This window comes from Pseudomonas sp. KCJK9000 (assembly GCF_046230725.1).
In the GTDB taxonomy this organism is placed as follows: Bacteria; Pseudomonadota; Gammaproteobacteria; order Pseudomonadales; family Pseudomonadaceae; genus Aquipseudomonas; species Aquipseudomonas promysalinigenes.
Genome location: NZ_JBJJLN010000067.1, coordinates 1 through 18446 on the forward strand (window position 1 = coordinate 1; position 18446 = coordinate 18446).

Annotated in this window: 19 protein-coding genes; 9 read left to right on the forward strand and 10 right to left on the reverse strand. The window is 61.9% G+C overall.

Annotated elements, in window-relative coordinates; all coding sequences use genetic code 11:
• Nucleotides 1–260: 260 nt before the first annotated feature.
• Nucleotides 261–443: a hypothetical protein gene (locus ACK59H_RS20605; RefSeq protein ID WP_060480299.1), complete on the forward strand. Its 183-nt coding sequence runs from the start codon at nt 261–263 to the stop codon at nt 441–443.
• A gap of 230 nt (nt 444–673) precedes the next feature.
• Here the strand turns inward: ACK59H_RS20605 and ACK59H_RS20610 are convergent, their stop codons facing one another.
• From ACK59H_RS20610 to ACK59H_RS20640, 7 genes are all read right to left on the reverse strand, one after another.
• On the reverse strand, nt 674–1213 hold the full coding sequence (locus ACK59H_RS20610) for a DUF2058 domain-containing protein (protein ID WP_060480300.1): 540 nt from the start codon (nt 1211–1213) through the stop codon (nt 674–676).
• Between the two features lie 26 nt (nt 1214–1239).
• Nucleotides 1240–2073, reverse strand: a complete 834-nt coding sequence (mazG, locus tag ACK59H_RS20615; RefSeq protein ID WP_397468191.1) for a nucleoside triphosphate pyrophosphohydrolase — start codon at nt 2071–2073, stop codon at nt 1240–1242.
• A gap of 124 nt (nt 2074–2197) precedes the next feature.
• Nucleotides 2198–4438, reverse strand: coding sequence for a GTP diphosphokinase (gene relA / locus ACK59H_RS20620; protein WP_186476500.1), 2241 nt, complete (start codon nt 4436–4438; stop codon nt 2198–2200).
• 96 nt (nt 4439–4534) lie between these two features.
• A complete protein-coding gene (gene rlmD / locus ACK59H_RS20625) occupies nt 4535–5893 on the reverse strand; it encodes a 23S rRNA (uracil(1939)-C(5))-methyltransferase RlmD (RefSeq protein WP_186476499.1) in 1359 nt (452 codons plus the stop codon).
• Nucleotides 5894–6793 carry a cysteine synthase CysM gene (cysM, locus tag ACK59H_RS20630; protein ID WP_060480304.1) on the reverse strand — a complete coding sequence of 300 codons (900 nt, stop codon included), beginning with the start codon at nt 6791–6793 and terminating at the stop codon, nt 5894–5896.
• A 159-nt stretch (nt 6794–6952) separates the two neighbouring features.
• Nucleotides 6953–8302: a histidine kinase sensor domain-containing protein gene (locus ACK59H_RS20635; RefSeq protein WP_409264836.1), complete on the reverse strand. Its 1350-nt coding sequence runs from the start codon at nt 8300–8302 to the stop codon at nt 6953–6955.
• A gap of 2 nt (nt 8303–8304) precedes the next feature.
• Nucleotides 8305–9021 carry a response regulator transcription factor gene (locus ACK59H_RS20640; protein WP_409264837.1) on the reverse strand — a complete coding sequence of 239 codons (717 nt, stop codon included), beginning with the start codon at nt 9019–9021 and terminating at the stop codon, nt 8305–8307.
• 191 nt (nt 9022–9212) lie between these two features.
• Between ACK59H_RS20640 and ACK59H_RS20645 the strand changes: the two genes are divergently transcribed.
• Genes ACK59H_RS20645 through ACK59H_RS20660 form a run of 4 tightly spaced genes read left to right on the forward strand, consistent with a single transcriptional unit; the run spans nt 9213 to nt 13858 of the window.
• Entirely contained in the window at nt 9213–11963 is a 2751-nt protein-coding gene (locus tag ACK59H_RS20645; RefSeq protein ID WP_409264838.1) for a response regulator, read from the forward strand.
• A 35-nt stretch (nt 11964–11998) separates the two neighbouring features.
• Nucleotides 11999–12988, forward strand: a complete 990-nt coding sequence (locus tag ACK59H_RS20650; protein WP_409264839.1) for a 2-hydroxyacid dehydrogenase — start codon at nt 11999–12001, stop codon at nt 12986–12988.
• A 31-nt stretch (nt 12989–13019) separates the two neighbouring features.
• Nucleotides 13020–13457 (forward strand): hypothetical protein, encoded by a 438-nt coding sequence (locus ACK59H_RS20655; protein WP_409264840.1) that lies wholly within the window; start codon nt 13020–13022, stop codon nt 13455–13457.
• A complete protein-coding gene (locus tag ACK59H_RS20660) occupies nt 13454–13858 on the forward strand; it encodes an META domain-containing protein (RefSeq protein WP_186476494.1) in 405 nt (134 codons plus the stop codon). The genes ACK59H_RS20655 and ACK59H_RS20660 overlap by 4 nt, the downstream gene beginning before the upstream one ends.
• A 33-nt stretch (nt 13859–13891) precedes the next feature.
• Here the strand turns inward: ACK59H_RS20660 and ACK59H_RS20665 are convergent, their stop codons facing one another.
• Complete coding sequence (locus tag ACK59H_RS20665) at nt 13892–14356, reverse strand: TlpA disulfide reductase family protein (RefSeq protein WP_261744969.1); 465 nt, start codon at nt 14354–14356, stop codon at nt 13892–13894.
• Nucleotides 14357–14441: 85 nt separating this feature from the next.
• On the opposite strand from ACK59H_RS20665, the gene arsC reads away from it, so the two are divergent.
• Genes arsC through ACK59H_RS20680 form a run of 3 tightly spaced genes read left to right on the forward strand, consistent with a single transcriptional unit; the run spans nt 14442 to nt 15803 of the window.
• Nucleotides 14442–14795 (forward strand): arsenate reductase (glutaredoxin), encoded by a 354-nt coding sequence (gene arsC / locus ACK59H_RS20670; protein ID WP_060480311.1) that lies wholly within the window; start codon nt 14442–14444, stop codon nt 14793–14795.
• Entirely contained in the window at nt 14792–15397 is a 606-nt protein-coding gene (gene wrbA / locus ACK59H_RS20675; protein WP_060480312.1) for an NAD(P)H:quinone oxidoreductase, read from the forward strand. Before arsC ends, wrbA begins: the two co-directional genes overlap by 4 nt.
• Nucleotides 15390–15803, forward strand: coding sequence for a DUF2069 domain-containing protein (locus tag ACK59H_RS20680; RefSeq protein WP_060480313.1), 414 nt, complete (start codon nt 15390–15392; stop codon nt 15801–15803). Before wrbA ends, ACK59H_RS20680 begins: the two co-directional genes overlap by 8 nt.
• 169 nt (nt 15804–15972) lie before the next feature.
• Here the strand turns inward: ACK59H_RS20680 and ACK59H_RS20685 are convergent, their stop codons facing one another.
• Nucleotides 15973–16644 carry a DNA-3-methyladenine glycosylase I gene (locus ACK59H_RS20685; protein ID WP_060480314.1) on the reverse strand — a complete coding sequence of 224 codons (672 nt, stop codon included), beginning with the start codon at nt 16642–16644 and terminating at the stop codon, nt 15973–15975.
• Nucleotides 16645–16648: 4 nt separating this feature from the next.
• Nucleotides 16649–17473, reverse strand: coding sequence for a tRNA 2-thiocytidine(32) synthetase TtcA (ttcA, locus tag ACK59H_RS20690; protein WP_409264841.1), 825 nt, complete (start codon nt 17471–17473; stop codon nt 16649–16651).
• A gap of 263 nt (nt 17474–17736) precedes the next feature.
• On the opposite strand from ttcA, the gene ACK59H_RS20695 reads away from it, so the two are divergent.
• Entirely contained in the window at nt 17737–18336 is a 600-nt protein-coding gene (locus ACK59H_RS20695) for a Yip1 family protein (protein WP_060480316.1), read from the forward strand.
• The last annotated feature ends 110 nt before the right edge of the window (nt 18337–18446 follow it).

Consider the following 18446-nt stretch of genomic DNA (forward strand, 5'->3'; position numbering starts at 1 on the left):
TACTGGCCCGAAACAAACGTAGGAGCGAGCGCAGCTCGCGATGCGCCGCGCGGGCGGCGCTCGATCTGCGCCTCACCGAAGAGCTCACGCCGAGCCTCTAGCCTCAAGGGAACAGCATTACACCTTGTGCGGGACTTCTTTTTGGCTGGCGTTCATGAAAATTGTTTCATGGCCAGTTTATTTACTTAGCCTGCTAACAAACTCTATAAAGGGGGTGTGCGACACAGCGTCGCAGCCAACTAAAGCAGTGGAGTTTACCGATGACAGTCCAAGTAACCGAACGTGACGAATCGAAAATGTCCCACGAAGGCCTGGCCGCTGGTGTGCGGATCTGGGATGTGCACCAGCAGGGCCAATTGGTCGGCATGTTCCACGACGAACAGCAAGCCCACCAGTACCGTGCCGAGCTCGAAGACCTGGAAAAACAGCGCACGACGCAATAAACCGCTTCTCGATAGCAAACCGGCCTAAGCGGTAACGCCAGCCAGTGAAGCCGATTGGGGCTGTTTCGCAGCCCGGCGTAACTGAACCCGTTCTTACAGTTGATGCGCTCGAAATTTAGCCGGCGCATTACCTGCAAGAGCGGGTTTACCCACAATGGGCTGCAATGCAGCCCAAATGGATGAGCAGCAAAATTAAACTGACAGGCCTTGGCCAGAGCGGGTTTTCGCGGTCACCACATCAGATCATCAGGGATCTTGTAGGCCGCATACGGATCATCCTCGTCCGCTTCCTCCACGTGGGTATTGAGCAGCAGGATGCGGTTAGGGTCACGCTCCTGAATCTTCACTGCCGCCTCACGGGGAATCACCTCATAGCTACCGCCGTGCGACACGATGGCCAACGCGCCATTGCTCAGCTTTGTGCGCATCAAGGCATTGACTGCAATGCGCTTGACCTTCTTGTCGTCGACGAAGTTGTAGTAGTCCTCGGTGGTCAACTTGGGCAGGCGCGTAGCTTCGATCAACTGTTTGATCTGCGCCGCCCGGGCCTTCTGCTCGGCCTTTTCCTGCTGCTGGCGGTTGAGCTCCTGGTCGCGCTTGGCTTTTTCGGCCATCGCCTCCTTGGCCATGCGCTGCTGGCTGTCATCGACTTCGACCTGGCCCTTGTGCTCCAGGCGCTTCTGTTTCTTCTGGGCTTTGTTGGTCTGCGAGACCTGTTTCTGGTTGACCAGACCGGCTTTGAGCAATTGGTCGCGAAGGGAAAGGCTCATGAATGTTCACTCACTTATGCAACAGCTCAGCCGCAGCTGGGCAGGTTCTTTTCCTGACGCTTGGCCTCGCCCCATAGGGCGTCCAGCTCGTCAAGGTTACAAGTTTCTATGGGGCGGCCACTGTCGCGCAATGCCTGTTCGATGAAGCGGAAACGCCGCTCGAACTTGCGGTTGGCCCGGCGCAGGGCATTTTCAGGGTCTTGCTTGAGGTGGCGAGCCAGGTTCACGGCGGCGAACAACAAGTCGCCGACTTCATCCTCAAGCGCGTCAGCGTCATTGTCGGCCATGGCCTGCAATACCTCGTCCAGCTCCTCACGGACCTTGTCCAGCACCGGCAACGCCGCTGGCCAGTCGAAGCCTACGGTGGCCGCACGCTTCTGCAGTTTGGCGGCGCGTGACAGGGCAGGCAATGCCGCTGGTATATCGTCGAGCAAAGACAGTTGTTCGGGTGTGCTCTTTTCGGCGCGTTCTTCGGCCTTGATCTGCTCCCAGCGCGACTTGACCTGAGCTTCGTTCAGACTGGGGGTATCCAGCGGCGCATACAGCTCGCCTGTGGGGAATACGTGAGGATGACGACGGATCAGCTTGCGGGTGATGCTGTCGACCACACCGTCGAACTCGAAGCGCCCTTCTTCTCGTGCCAGTTGGCTGTAGTAGACCACCTGAAACAACAGGTCGCCCAACTCACCCTGCAGGTGCTCGAAATCGCCACGCTCGATGGTGTCGGCGACTTCGTACGCCTCCTCGAGGGTGTAGGGGACGATGCTCGCATAGTTCTGCTTGAGGTCCCAAGGGCACCCATACTGCGGGTCGCGCAGACGGGCCATGAGGTGCAGCAGGTCTTGGAGGGTGTAGGTCATTTAAGCAGGTCCTTCGGTGGTGCCTTGTTCACGGGTGAACCCGGTCCTGCAGGGATTTGTGCAGCGTGAAAATATGCACTGTACCTGAAGGAGCGGGTTTACCCGCGAAAATGGCCACGCGCGCTCAAGGGGTACGGTTACGCCGCGTCTCGATGATATTCGGCAACTGCGATATCCGCCCCAGCAGGCGCCCCAGCGCGTCCAGGCCCGGAATCTCGATGGTCAGCGACATCAGCGCGGTGTTGTCTTCCTTGTTCGAACGGGTGTTGACCGCCAGTACGTTGATTTTCTCGTTCAGCAGCACTTGCGATACGTCGCGCAGCAACCCCGGGCGGTCATAGGCGCGGATCACGATGTCGACCGGGTAGGTCTGAACCGGGATCGGGCCCCAGCTAACCTGGATCATTCGCTCTGGCTCGCGCCCTGCAAGCTGTAGCGCCGAGGCGCAGTCCTGGCGGTGGATGCTGACGCCGCGGCCCTGGGTGATATAGCCGACAATGGCGTCGCCCGGCAGCGGCTGGCAGCAGCCGGCCATCTGCGTGAGCAGGTTGCCGACACCCTGGATCTGGATATCGCCACGCTTGCCGGTGCGCGGCCCCGTAGGCTTGCGCGGCACCAATTCGATCTGCTCGATCCGCTCGGGCTCGAGCAACTGCTGGGCGGCATTGACCAAATGCGCCAGGCGCAGGTCGCCGGCACCGAGCGAGGCGAACATGTCCTCGGCCGTCTTGACATTGGTCTTCTCGGCGAGCCGTTCGAAGTCCACCTGTGGCAAGCCCAGGCGGCTGAGTTCGCGCTCAAGCAAGGTTTTGCCGGCAGCGACGTTCTGGTCACGCGCCTGCAGTTTGAACCAGTGAACGATCTTGGCTCGGGCCCGTGAAGTGGTGACGTAGCCCAGGTTGGAGTTCAGCCAGTCACGGCTTGGGTTACCGTGCTTGCTGGTGATGATCTCCACCTGCTCGCCGGTCTGCAGGGTGTAGTTGAGCGGCACGATGCGCCCGTTGATCTTGGCGCCCCGGCAGTTATGACCGATCTCGGTGTGCACGCGGTAGGCGAAGTCCAGCGGCGTGGCACCTTTGGGCAGGTCGATGGCATGGCCGTCGGGGGTGAATACATAGACCCGATCGGGTTCGATATCGACACGCAGCTGTTCGGCCAGGCCGCCGATATCGCCCAACTCTTCATGCCACTCGAGTACCTGGCGCAGCCAGGAAATCTTCTCTTCGTAATGGTTCGAGCTTGGCTTGACGTCGGTGCCCTTGTAGCGCCAATGGGCGCAAACGCCAAGTTCGGCCTCTTCGTGCATGCCGTGGGTGCGGATCTGCACTTCCAGCACCTTGCCCTCCGGGCCGATCACCGCCGTGTGCAGCGAGCGGTAGCCGTTTTCCTTGGGGTTGGCGATGTAGTCGTCGAACTCTTTGGGGATGTGCCGCCACAGGGTGTGCACGATACCGAGCGCGGTATAGCAGTCACGCACCTCCGGCACCAGTACCCGCACCGCACGCACGTCGTAGATCTGGCTGAACTCCAGGCCTTTGCGCTGCATCTTGCGCCAGATCGAGTAGATGTGTTTTGCCCGGCCGCTGATATCGGCCTTGACCCCGGTGGCCAACAGTTCGTTCTGCAGCTGGTTCATCACATCGCTGATGAACCGCTCACGGTCCAGGCGGCGCTCATGCAGTAGCTTGGCGATCTGCTTGTACTGGTCAGGCTCCAGGTAGCGGAAAGACAGGTCTTCCAGCTCCCATTTGATGTGGCCGATACCCAACCGGTGTGCCAGCGGCGCATAGATGTCGAATACCTCGCGCGCCACGCGCAGGCGTTTTTCGTCATCGGCGGATTTCACCGCGCGGATCGCGCACGTGCGTTCGGCCAGCTTGATCAGGGCCACCCGCACGTCATCGACCATTGCCACGAGCATCTTACGCAGGTTCTCGACCTGCGCCTGGGAACCAAGTACCAGCGACTGACGTGGGCTGAGGCTGGCACTGATGGCCGCCATGCGCAGCACGCCGTCGATCAGCTTGGACACTACCGGGCCGAAACGCTGGCCAACCTCGGCCAGGGTCACCTTGCCTTCGCGTACCGAGCGGTAGATCACCGCCGCGACCAACGAGTCCTGATCGAGCTTCAGGTCGGCGAGGATTTCGGCAATTTCCAGGCCAGCCTGAAAACTGGACGTACCATCGGCCCACGAATGCTTTGCCGGGTTACCCTTTTTTTCGATTTCCTGGGCGAACTCGCAGGCCTCTTTCAACGCCACGCGATCCAGAGCCGAATCGACGCTCACCACATGGTCCAGCCATGCATCGAGATTGATACTGCCGTCCGTATTGACCGGCTGGTGCACTCTCACCTGTACCATCTTTGTTATACCTTTCCATACAGCGCACCACACGGGTGCGCTGGCTATCACCGTACAGCTTCACTTCCGTGGAAACCGCACCAAGGGGCCAGTTTGCTAGCCCGCTTCGAATAACGCCATGGCTTCGACATGTGCCGTCTGAGGAAACATGTCGAGAATCCCGGCCCTTTTTAACCGGTACCCCTGGCCGACCAGCACCTGGGCGTCTCGCGCCAGTGTGGCCGGGTTGCACGATACGTACACCAAGCGCTTGGCGTTGAGACGGGCGATGCCTTGCACCACCTCGTATGCACCGTCGCGCGGTGGATCCAAGAGTACCGCAGAAAAGCCCTCGGCGGCCCATTCGGCGCCTGCCAAAGGCTGCGATAAATCGGCCTGAAAAAACGCGGCGTTATGCACATCGTTGTTTCGGGCATTGGCTGCGGCCCTATCGACCATGGCCTGTACACCTTCAACCGCCACCACCTCCCGGGCCTGGCGCGCCAGCGGCAGCGCGAAGTTGCCCAGCCCGCAGAACAGGTCCAGCACCCGCTCGTGCGCCTGGGGCGCGAGCCAGGCCAAGGCCTGCTCGATCATCGCGGTGTTGACCTGGGCGTTGACCTGAACGAAGTCCCCGGGGCGCCATGCCAGCTCAAGCTGCCAAGGCGACAAGGCAAAGCCCAGCGTCGCAGCGCCATCGCAAGGTTGCGGCTCCCCTTCACCCTGCAGCCAAAGCTGGGCCTTGGCTTGGTCGCAAAATGCCTGCAGGCGCAGCAGATCGTCTTCCGGCAGCGGTGCCACATGGCGCACCAGCACAGCTTCGGCAGTCCCACTGAACAGCTCCACATGGCCGATGGCCTGCGGCTTGCTCAGCGAACGCAGCACGGTCGGCAAATGCCGGAGAATAGACTGCAAAGGCTGTACCAGCACGGCGCAGTCATTAATGGAGACAATTTCCTGACTGGCCTCGGCGCGGAATCCAACGTCCAGGTGCTTGGCCTTGGCGTCCCAGCGCACGGCCACACGTGCCCGGCGCCGATAGCCGAATTCCGGCCCACTCAGCGGCGCGGCCCAGGCTTCGGGCTGCACACCAGCCACACGTTGCAACTGCTCTGCCAAAGTCCGCTGCTTGAGCGCCAACTGGGCGTCGTGGGGCAGGTGTTGCAGGTTACAGCCGCCACATTGCTGATAATGGCGGCATGGAGCCTGACGGCGCTCGGGGCTGGCCTGCAGCACACGCTCAAGGCGCGCCTCGACCACCTTGCCGCGGGCATTGAGCACGCGCGCTTCGACCGCTTCACCTGCCAGGGCGCCACTGACGAACCAGGTGCGCCCTTCCACGAAGGCGATGCCGCGGCCGTCACCGGCCAGGCGCTCGATATCCAGGCGCTGCTTCTTGCCCACGGGGACCTGAGGCGTGCGGCTGCCGCCAGCTGGTTGAAAGCGCAGGCCGCTATTGCTTTTTTTCTTAGACATTTAGCTTGGGTCGAACAGGCCGGTGGACAGGTAACGGTCGCCGCGATCACAGATGATCGCGACCATCACGGCGTTTTCCACCTCGCGGGACAGGCGCAGCATGGCGGCTACCGCACCACCTGAGGACACGCCACAGAAAATGCCCTCTTCGCGCGCCAGGCGGCGGGTTGTGTCTTCGGCCTCCTGCTGCGACATGTCCATAACCCGGTCGACACGGGTGGCATCGAAAATCTTCGGCAGGTACTCCTCGGGCCAACGGCGGATACCGGGGATGGCCGAGCCTTCCATCGGCTGCAGGCCGACGATCTGCACGTTGGGGTTCTGTTCTTTGAGGTACTGCGAGCAGCCCATGATGGTGCCAGTGGTGCCCATCGAGCTGATGAAATGGGTGACGCTGCCATGAGTCTGCTGCCAGATCTCCGGGCCGGTGCTGTTGTAGTGGGCGATGGGGTTGTCACCATTGGCGAACTGGTCAAGAACCAAACCGCGGCCCTCGGCCTGCAGCCTCTCGGCCAGATCGCGAGCACCCTCCATGCCCTCTTCCTTGGTCACCAGAATCAGCTCGGCGCCGTAGGCGGTCATCGCCGCCTTGCGTTCAGCGGTGGAGTTGTCAGGCATGATCAGGATCATCTTGTAACCCTTGATCGCCGCGGCCATCGCCAGAGCGATGCCGGTGTTGCCAGAGGTGGCTTCGATCAGGGTGTCGCCTGGCTTGATCTGGCCGCGCAGTTCGGCGCGGGTGATCATCGACAGCGCCGGGCGGTCCTTGACCGAGCCGGCAGGATTGTTACCTTCAAGCTTGAGCAGAAGGGTATTGCTGGTTTGCCCAGCGATGCGCTGCAGGCGAACCAGAGGCGTATTGCCGACGCAATCGGCGATGGTTGGGTACTGCAAGGTCATGGTGTATTTCACAATCCGGACGGCAGGGGCGCCTATCATACCGGCAAACCCTTCCCGGCCATATCACGCAATCTGCGGTGACTATAGCCAACCGCTATAAGCGGCCAAATCCCTGTGCGCCCGCAGCGCTGATGCCCTTATCAACCACCCCTGCTCCCCTCAGGCTAGCGGGTTGACCGGCAGCCGCATGCACAAGCGCAAGCCTTGGATCGCATTCTCTGCCCAAAGCGTGCCGCCCTGACGCTGGATGGCACTGCGGGCAATGCTCAGGCCCAGGCCAAAACCGCCATCCCCGGGTCGTGAGCCTTCGAGCCGGGAGAACGGTGCGAAGATCCGCTCCAGATCTACATCGGCGACACCTGCGCCCTCGTCCTGCAGCCATAAACGCCAGTAGCCGCCCTCACGCTGGCCGCCCAGGCGCACCACACCGTTGTCAGGCGAATGACGAATGGCGTTGCGCAACAGGTTCTCCAACGCCTGGGCCAAGTAGTTAAGGTTGCCTTGTACCCAACAATCAGCTGGCAAGTCGCAGCGCAGGCGTTCAGGGGCCCAACCGCTTTCGTAGCAAGCATTCTCTGCCAGCAGGTCCCATAGCGCTTGTACCTGGATAGGTTCAAGGTTCATCGGTGTCCGCTCGGCATCCTGCCAGGCCAATTGCAGTGTGTCCTCCACCAACTGCTGCATGCAGCCCACCTCGCGCACCAGGCGTTCACGCAGGCGCACCAGGTCGGTCTCGCCGTCGCAAGCCACTCGCAAGCGGCTCAGTGGCGTGCGCATTTCATGGGACAGATCACGCAGCAGCTGTTGCTGCATGGCCACGGTATCCTGCAGTCGCTCGGCCATCTGGTCGAAAGCGCGCGCCAGCTCCCCCAGTTCGTCATGCCGGGCGATCAGGCGCGAGTCCAGGCGGGCGTTGAGTTGATCGGCGCGCCAAGCAGAGGCCTGCTCGCGCAACTGGTTGAGGGGCACGATCAACATCCGGTAAAGCCCCACGCACAGCAGCAAGGTAAACACACCGGGGATGATGCCGTTGGTGACGATCTGCCAGGCCAGGCGGTACTGGCCGGGGTTGAGCCGGGTGGGCAGCTCCATCACCAGCATGCCTTGCTGCGGCGCGCCGGGAAACGGTATGCGCAACCACGGCTGCTCAGTGCTGCGCCGGCTCATGGGCCAGTCGACGCCACGCAAGCGGGTCAGCCGCTGCATCACCTCGGGCCCTGGGGCTGCGCTGTTGAGCGGTTTGAGGTTGAGGTCGAGCACGCCGATCCAGCCGTGCTCACGCTGATGCATTGCACTGACCCATCGGTCCAGGCCTTCGCGCCCACCGCCGCGCCACGCCTGCTCAGCCTCGCTGGCATAGCCGCGCAGCACCTGGCGGGCCGGTTCGTCGAGAAATGCGTTGCGGGTTTCCATATGCCGGCCCCAGCTGTAGCTAAGGCCGATCATCAACAGGCAGAAGCCCACCAGCAAAATGGCCAGCCTCCAGAACAACGAATGGCGATCGAGCATCTTCAGTCCGCCTCGCCGGCGCTCAGTACGTAGCCTTTGCCCCATACCGTGCGGACCTGCCGCTCGTGGTAACCGATGCCCTTGAGCTTGCGGCGTATCTGGCTGACATGCATGTCCAGGCTGCGGTCATGACGCGAATAGCCGCGCTGTAGCACGTGCTGATAAAGAAAGGGCTTGCTGAGCACTTCATCGCGATTGCGGTAAAGCATATCGAACAGGCGATATTCGCTAGGGGTCATGCCAGCCGGCTGCCCTGCCAGGCTGACGTCACTCAGGAATTCGTCGAACTGCAACGTGCCATCGACGGCTTGCAAAGGCGGCTGATGCCGGCGCTCGAGGGCAACCCGGCGCAGGATCGCCTCGATTCGCACCTGCAGTTCGGCCATGCTGAAGGGCTTGGGCAGGTAGTCGTCGGCACCGCGCTGGAACCCGCTGATACGATCCGCCTCGGCACCCAGCGCCGACATGAGGATCACCGGGGTGGCATGGCTATGGCGCAACCGGGCAAGGGCATCCAGGCCATTGAGGCCTGGCAGCAGGATGTCCATCAACACCACGTCGAAGGACTGCCGCTTTACCGCTTCCAGCCCTTCGAGCCCATCGCGGCACCAAGTGACCTGAAAGCCACCTCGCTGTAACGCGTCGTGCAGGTACCCCCCCAGCACCGGATCGTCTTCGATGGCGAGGATGCGGGAAACGCAATTAGTTACAGGATTCATTAGCAACTGCCATAAATTCTCAATTGCTGGATTATTGTGTATGCCTACTTGCCAGGCAACTGCCCAGCGACAAACGCCTTGGCCAAGCAATGAAAAGACATGGAAAAGGTGCATTAGGGCAGCCAGCGGAGTAACTTTCCGCTTTGTCCCGTCGCAGCGACGACGGCGCAGGCACATCACAGGAGGCGACTGTGCTCGATCGTTTGGGAATCAGAAGCCGGGTGCTGCTGTTGGCGCTGCTGCCGGCCAGCCTGATGGCACTGGTGCTGGGTAGCTATTTCACCTGGTTGCAGCAAGACCAATTGCGCACGCAACTGATGCAGCGCGGCAAGCTGCTCGCCGAGCAATTGGCACCGCTGGCCGCACCGGCCCTGGCACGCCGCACACCGGCCCAACTTGAGCGCATTGCCGCGCAGACCCTGGAGCAGGCCGACGTGCGCGCAGTGGCGTTTCTGGCGCCTGATCGCAGCCGCCTGGCCCACGCCGGCCCAAGCATGATCAACCTGCCCCCCAGCGGCGGAACCGGTACACAGCTGCTGCAACGCACCGGCAATGATGCAACCCGCTACCTGATGCCGGTTTTCGGCCACCACCGCGACTTGGCGACCGATGCCGTGCCCGACGAGGCCGAGCGGTTGCTGGGTTGGGTGGAAATCGAACTGTCCCACGATGGTATGTTGCTGCGCGGCTACCGCAACCTGTTCACCAGCGTGCTGCTGATCCTTGCCTGCCTGGCCCTCAGTGGCCTGTTGGCGATGCGCATGAGCCGCACCATCAATGACCCGATCGCACGCATCAAGAATGCGGTCAACCAGCTCAAGGACGGCCACCTGGACGAGCGCCTGCCGGCCATGGGCAGCCATGAACTGGACGAGCTGGCCCGCGGCATCAACCGCATGGCCGAGACGCTGCACGGGGCACATGAAGAGTTGCAGCACAGCATCGACCAGGCGACCGAGGATGTTCGCCAGAACCTGGAAACCATCGAGATCCAGAACATCGAGCTGGACATGGCACGCAAAGAGGCCCTGGAAGCCAGCCGCATCAAGTCGGAGTTCCTGGCCAACATGAGCCATGAAATCCGCACACCGCTCAATGGCATTCTTGGCTTTACCCACCTGCTGCAGAAAAGCGAAATGACGCCGCGGCAACTCGACTACCTGGGCACCATCGAGAAATCTGCCGACAACCTGCTGGGCATCATCAACGAGATCCTCGACTTCTCCAAGATCGAGGCCGGCAAACTGGTGCTCGACAGCATCCCGTTCAACCTGCGCGACCTGGTCCAGGACACCCTGACCATCCTGGCCCCCGCCGCCCATGCCAAACAGCTGGAACTGCTCAGCCTGATCTACCGCGATACCCCCTCGTCATTGATCGGCGACCCGTTGCGGCTCAAGCAGATCCTCACCAACTTGGTTAGCAACGCGATCAAATTCACCCGCGAAGGCACCATCGTGGTCCGGGCCATGCTCGAAGACGAGCATGAAGACAGCGCCCAGTTGCGCATCAGCGTTCAAGACACTGGCATCGGCCTGTCGCCGCAGGATGTGCGCACGTTGTTCCAGGCATTCAGCCAGGCTGACAACTCCCTGGCCCGTCAGCCCGGTGGTACCGGCCTGGGGCTGGTGATCTCCAAGCGCCTGATCGAACAAATGGGCGGTGAAATAGGCGTCGACAGCACGCCTGGGGAAGGCTCGCAGTTCTGGATCAGCCTGAGCCTGCCCAAGGCCCATGACGACATAGAGCAGCAACCGCTGCAACCGTTGCTCGGGCGCAGAGCGGCAATCGTCGACGGCCATGAACTGGCGCGCCAGGCCCTGCAGCACCAACTGGAAGATTGTGGCCTGAGCGTCAGCCTGTTCGCGTCCTACGACCAATTGCTCGAAGCGGTGCAGGCAGGCCTGCAGGCGGGCATGCCATTCGAATTCGCGGTGCTCGGCGCTAACCTCGGCAGCCTGTCGCCGGAGCAGCTCGGCCGGTACAACCAGCAACTGGAGCGCTTGCAGTGCCAGTGCGTGGTGTTGTGCCCAACCACCGAGCAGGGGCTTTATCACCCCTACCTGCCCAATGGCCATGGGCAGTTGTTGACCAAGCCGACCTGCACGCGCAAGTTGCGCCGCCTGCTGCTGGAGCTGGTGCAGCCGCGCCGGCCGCTGGCCGAGCCGGGGCTGGCCAGCGGCGGCCAGCGCCGGGCGAAGATCCTGTGCGTCGACGACAATGCCGCCAACCTGCTACTAGTGCAGACGCTGCTCGAAGACCTGGGCGCGCAAGTGGTCGCGGTGGACAATGGCTATGCCGCTGTGCAAGCGGTACAGGCCGAGCCGTTCGACCTGGTGTTCATGGACGTGCAGATGCCAGGCATGGACGGGCGCGCCTGTACCGAGCAGATCCGCCTCTGGGAAAAGACCCAAAGCGGCACCCCGCTGCCGATCGTTGCCCTGACCGCCCATGCCATGGCCAACGAAAAGCGCGCTTTGTTGCACAGTGGCATGGACGACTACCTGACCAAACCGATCAGCGAGCGACAACTGGCCCAGGTGGTGATGAAGTGGGCCGGCTTGAGCCTTGGCACCTCGGCACAGGAGCTCACAAACGAGCAGCAGGGTGAAAGCCGCGAGCTGCCGGTACTGGACCCGGACGAGGGTCTGCGCCTGGCCGCTGGTAAGTCCGACCTGGCAGCCGACATGTTGGCGATGCTGCTGGCATCGCTGGAAAGTGACCGCCTGGCAATCCGTTCTGCCCGCGAGGCGCGCGATAGCACGACGCTGATCGAGCAGGTGCACAGGCTCAACGGTGCTTCGCGCTATTGCGGCGTACCCCAGTTGCGTGCGGCCTGCCAGCGCAGCGAAACCTTGCTCAAACAGGGCAGCCCCCAGGCACTGCAGGCGCTGGATGAGCTGGATGCGGCGATCGGCCGCCTCGCAGCACAGGCCCTGTAGCCGGGCGGTTGCCATTGCACTAACGGAGGTATGCCATGCGCGTGCTGTTGTTCAGTAGCCAACACTACGACCAGGAAAGCTTTACCCGGGCCGCCAGCGGCAGCGCCCTGGACCTGCACTATCAGCCCGCCCGCCTGACCCTGGACACCGCCGCTCTGGCGAGTGGCTTCGAGGTGGTCTGCGCATTCATCAACGATGAACTCGACGCTCAGGTGTTGCAGCGCCTGGCCGCTGGCGGCACGCGGTTGATTGCCCTGCGTTCGGCCGGCTACAACCACGTAGACCTGCCTGCCGCGCAGCGCCTTGGCCTGGGCATCGTACGCGTTCCGGCCTATTCACCCCATGCCGTGGCCGAGCACGCCGTGGCCCTGATTCTGGCGCTTAACCGCAGGCTGCACCGCGCCTACAACCGCACCCGCGAAGGCGACTTCAGCCTGCATGGGCTGACCGGCTTCGACCTGCATGGCAAGACCGTCGGCGTGGTTGGCAGCGGCCAGATCGGCGCTGCGTTCGCGCGCATCATGGCCGGTTTCGGCTGCCAATTGCTGGCATACGACCCCTCCCCCAACCCCGAGTTGTTGGCCCTCGACGCCCGCTATCTGGAGCTGCCCGAACTGCTGCGCGAAGCTCGGATCATCAGCCTGCACTGCCCGCTGACCGAGCACACCCGGCATTTGATAAACGCCCAGAGCCTAAGCCTGCTGCAACCCGGTGCGATGCTGATCAACACTGGCCGTGGCGCACTGGTCGACACCCCGGCGTTGATCGACGCCCTCAAAAGCGGCCAGCTTGGCTACCTGGGCCTGGACGTCTATGAAGAGGAGGCGCAACTGTTCTTCGAAGACCGCTCCGACATGCCACTGCAGGATGATGTGCTGGCACGGCTGCTGACCTTCCCCAATGTGATCGTGACCGCCCACCAGGCGTTTCTGACCCGCGAGGCACTGGACGGTATCGCCACCACCACGCTGGACAACATCATCCGCTGGGCGGCTGGCAATCCGCAGAATGTGGTCAGTGGTTGATGCTAGGATACGCGGCATTTCTGGAGGACCCATGGTCGAACACGATTTCCGCTACACCCTTTTCAACCCGCAACACACCCTGATCGAATGCCGCGCCTTGCTGCCGGGCCGTTATCAGGTGACTGGCAATGGCGGCTCGATGCACAAAGGCGATGTCCTGATCGTCACCCTCAAGGGCAGCAAGGACCTGGCCATGCGCCTGACCGTTGAAAGCGTGCGCCACCTGATCAACCCTCGCGGGCAATGGGTTGCTGTAGCCAGCGGCCCGGTGTTCAACGAGTTGGAAATACTCACCTGGAAGGTCGAGTGCGACAGCTGCGACGCTGTACTGGACTTCGAGTTCGCCGTCGATGCAAAACTTGGCAAAGCTGCCCGGCAGCCAGCTGCCAGTGCCCGTATCGCAGAACTGGGCTGGGCGAGCCGTGGCGACAAGCACCTGTGCCCGCGTTGCCAGGAGAGCGCCGAGTGAAGCATCTGCTGACGGGCGCACTGGTAGCCATCGGCCTGCTCGGCTGCGCCAATGAACCCAACCGGCTACAGCAAGACCGCAGCTATGTACTGGAGTGGATCGGCGAGCGCCCGCTGATCGACTACAGCCACCTTACCCTGACCTTGGCCAGCGATGGCCGCGCCTACGGTAACGCCGGCTGCAACCATTGGTTTGCCCCGTACACCCTGGACGGTAAGCACTTGAGCTTCGGCAAGGTAGGCAAGACCCGCAAGCTTTGTGCGCCTGCTCTGATGGAGCAGGAAAAACAGTTCCTGCAGGCCTTGGAGAGCGTCCAGCGTTGGGATGTGTCGCCCATCGAACAAATGCGCTTCTGGCCGGCCGAGGGCAAGCCGCTGCGCTTCTGGCCCGAGGAAGGCTGAAAACTCACAGGGCCGCTGTGCGGCCCTGATCGATCACGCGCCTTTGAGGGCTTTGATCTTGGCCTGCAGCCCTTCCAGGGTCTGCTCGCCCATCAACTGCTCACGCACCTTGCCCTTGTCATCGATGATGTAGGTGACTGGCAGTGCCTCGCTGCGCGGCAGGTCATAGCGCTCGGCAGGGTCCTGGGCCAGCACCGTGAAATCGATACCCAGGGCCTGCGCTGCCTCCTTGAGCTCAGCACCTTGCAGGCCATCGAAATTCACCCCCACCACCTTGATGCCGTCGGCCGCCCACTGCTTGGCTGCCTGATTCAGCTCCGGCACTTCGGTGCGACAAGGGCCACACCATTCGGCCCAATAATTGAGTACCACCCAGTGCCCGTCGATCTGCTGGGCTTTTACCGTCTTGCCATCTTGGTCCACGCCGTAATCGGCACCGCAACCACCGAGCAACAAGCTTGCGGTGATGGCCAGTACTGCTGCCAGACGCTTTGCCATGGGTCAATCCTTCTCGAAGTTTCAAGCAAATAGGTCAGTCGCTGCGGTTAGAATAGCCGCCACACCCAGCTGGATGCGACCCGACATGACTGACTTGACGCTCTATCATAACCCGCGCTGCTCGAAATCCCGCGGCGCGCTGGAACTGCTCGAACAGCGCGGCCTGACGCCGACCATCGTGCGCTACCTGGAAACCCCGCCCGACGCCGCAACGCTCAAAGCCCTGCTCGGCAAACTGGGCATCGCGCCACGCCAACTGCTGCGCAGTGGCGAAGACGAATACAAAGCCCTGGACCTTGCCAACCCGGCGTTGACCGATGCGCAACTGATCGACGCCATGGTCCAGCACCCCAAGCTGATCGAACGGCCGATTCTGGTCGCTGGCGGCAAAGCGGTCATCGGCCGCCCGCCTGAGAAGGTGCTGGAGATCCTGCCATGAGCGCGCCTTATATTCTGGTGCTGTATTACAGCCGCCATGGTTCGACCAGCGAGATGGCCCGGCACATCGCTCGCGGCATCGAGCTGACGGGCATGGAAGCGCGCCTGCGCACAGTGCCGGCCATTTCCACTGAGTGCGAGGCCGTGGCGCCGGACATCCCGGCTAGCGGCGCACTGTATGCAACCCTCGATGACTTGCGCCACTGCGCCGGGCTGGTGCTGGGCAGCCCGACGCGCTTTGGCAACATGGCCGCGCCGCTTAAATACTTCCTCGACGGCACCAGCAGCCTGTGGCTCGGTGGCGAGCTGGTCGGCAAGCCGGCAGGCGTGTTCACCTCCACCGCCAGCCTTCACGGTGGCCAGGAAACCACCCTGCTGTCGATGATGCTGCCGCTGATGCACCACGGCATGCTGCTGATGGGCTTGCCCTACAGTGAATCGGCCCTGCTCGAGACCCGTGGTGGTGGCACGCCGTATGGCGCTAGCCACCATGCTGGTGCGGACGGCAAGCGTGAACTGGACGCCCATGAGATCGCGCTGTGTCGTGCCCTTGGCCAACGCCTGGCGAACACGGCCAAGGCCCTGGAGGCGGCACGTGGCTAGAAAGCCCAAGGTGCTCCCATCGCTCGACTGGCTGGCACCTCGCCTGCGGCTGGCGCGGGCGTTGAGCCTGGCGTTCTTCCTGGGCCTGATCGCCCTGCTGGTGGTGAACAACCTGTGGTTCGCCAACCTGCACGGGGCGCGGGTCGAAGTGATCCTGGCGATCGAAGTGGTGCCGCTGCTGTTGCTGTTGCCGGGCATGCTGCTGGGCAGCGCCCGAGCGCATGCCTGGGTCTGCTTCGTGGTGAACATTTATTTCATCAAGGGCGTACTGGCGGCGTTCGACCCGGCGCGGGCGGTGTTCGGTTGGGTCGAAATAGTGGCGAGCCTGGGGTTGTTCATCGCTGGGCTACTGTATGTGCGCTGGAAGTTTCAGTTCGAACGGCGCATGGCGGGCGAAGGGCGTTAGTCGCTTTGTGGGTGGTTTCTAGGCGCGGCTTTGCGTACCTGTGCCCGGCCCTTCGCAGCGCAACATGCCGAAAGTGAGAATACTGTTGCTCCATTGGGCTGGCGATCAGCTCACAACATCCTCAGCCCTAGTGGGAACGGGGTTACCCGTGAAGAGGCCAGAGCAGGCCTCAATGGTTAACGGTATGCGCCAGCATCACCGACAACTGGCACAGCGGCCGGCCGCTCTCTTGGTGCCATTGATTGAACGCCTGTTGCACCAGCGCCAGGTCACGCTGGCTGGTCGGCTGTTTGTCGATCACTTTCTGCGCAATCAGCGCGGCCGCCATGTCATCGGTGGGGATGAAGGTATCCTTGCCGACCATACGCAAGAAACGCGGCGCCGAAAGCCCACCCAGCTGGTTACCGTGCTTGGCCAAGTACTTCCACAGGCCGACGATGTCGGTCACTGGCCAGTCGGCGACGAAGGCACCGAAACTACCCTTTTCTTTCGTCACATCGAGGATCATCTGTGCGTTGCGCGGCACGCTCTTGAGCTTGCCCAGATGGCGGATGATGCGCTCGTCCTGCATCAGCCGCTCCAGATGTTCGGCCCCCATCAGCACAACCTTCTCTGGATCGAAGCCAAAGAACACTTGCTCGAACGCAGGCCACTTGGCATCGACCAGGCTGTGCTTGAGCCCAGCCCGGAACACCCGCAGGGCCAGGGTCGACAGATAGCGATCGTCAGTGATTGCGCGCAGCTGCGCAGGCGTGCGCGGCTGTGGCAAGAACGCTTCCAGGGCCTGAGCCGAGCCGAAACGGTTGAGGCAGTACTCGTGCAGCCACTGATAATCGCGCATGAGGTTAAATGTTCACCACGTCGAGAAAGCGAGGGGTAGCGGTCTCGTCGATCTTCAGGCTGGTGAAGTCGAAGAGGTTGCGGTCGGCCAGTTGCGAGGGCGCCACGTTCTGCATGGCGCGGAAGATACTCTCGGTGCGGCCTGGGTGCTTGCGTTCCCACTCAACCAGCATGTCCTTGACCACCTGACGCTGCAGGTTTTCCTGCGAGCCGCACAGGTTGCACGGGATGATCGGGAATTGCTTCATGTCCGAGTAGGCCTGAATGTCTTTCTCGCTGCAGTAGGCCAGCGGGCGGATCACCACGTTGCGGCCGTCATCGGCGCGCAGCTTTGGCGGCATGCCTTTGAGCGCGCCATTGAAGAACATGTTGAGGAAGAAGGTTTCGACGATGTCATCTCGGTGATGACCCAAAGCCATCTTGGTTGCACCAATTTCATTGGCGAAGGTGTACAGGGTGCCACGGCGCAGGCGCGAGCACAGCGAGCACGTGGTCTTGCCCTCAGGTACCAGCTCCTTGACCACCGAGTAGGTGTCTTTTTCGACGATGTGGTACTCGACGCCCAGTTCCTTGAGATAGGCCGGCAGCACATGCTCGGGGAAGCCCGGCTGCTTCTGGTCCATGTTCACCGCCACGATCTGGAAGGTGATCGGCGCCACCTTCTGCAGGTGCAACAGAACATCGAGCATGGTGTAGCTGTCCTTGCCGCCGGACAGGCAGACCATGACCTTGTCGCCATCCTCGATCATGTTGTAGTCGGTAATGGCTTCGCCTGCGAGGCGACGCAGGCGTTTTTGCAGTTTGTTCTGGTTGACCGAGAGGGTGCCCATAGCGCTTGGATCCGCGAGGTGTGACAAAAGCCGGCTATTTTACGCACAAACCGCGAGCACCTGTAGGGATTCCGATAAAGACTTCAAGGTAATCAACAGCAGCCCACACAGCGCGATTTGCTCTAAAAACCGGGCTTTATGCCGGGATTGACTTCCTATACTGCGACATAAGGCCACATTACCGTTGAGCTTCGGTGCCATGGCCTCGGGCCTTTTGCGCTCCACAGGGGGGGCGACTGGCAACTACAAGAGGAGTGATCGGCATGATTCATCACGTAGTGGGGCTGTTTACCCATCCCGACCAGGAATGGCGCGAGATCCGTGGCGAAGAAGAAACCATCAGCCACATGTACCTCACCCATACCCTGATTCTGGCGGCGATCCCCGCCATTTCCGCATTTATCGGCACGACCCAGGTGGGCTGGGTGATAGGTAGCCGACCGGCGGTGATGCTGACCATGGAAAGCGCTATCTGGATGAGCATCATGTCGTATCTGGCCATGCTCGCAGGTGTCGCGGTGATGGGCGCATTCATCCACTGGATGGCCCGCACTTATGACGCCAACCCGTCGATGGCGCAGTGCATCGCCTTTGCCACCTACACTGCTACGCCCTTGTTCATCGGTGGGCTTGCGGCACTGTACCCGCACCTGTGGCTGGGCATGCTGGTGGGGACCGCGGCCATTTGCTACACCGTTTACCTGCTGTATGTCGGGTTGCCGACATTCATGAACATCCCTTCCGATGAGGGCTTTCTGTTTTCAAGTTCGGTACTTGCAGTAGGCTTGGTGGTACTGGTGGCCATCATGGCTCTGACCGTGATCATCTGGGGCCTGGGCGTGGGGCCCGTGTACACCAACTAGCGCTTCATAATTACAAGCCAACATAGGGCATCAAGCAGAGGCCGCCGCAAGGCGTAATGCTGTTCACTTACGCATTTGAGTTCAGGCGTGGGGGCGAAAAGTCCGATACT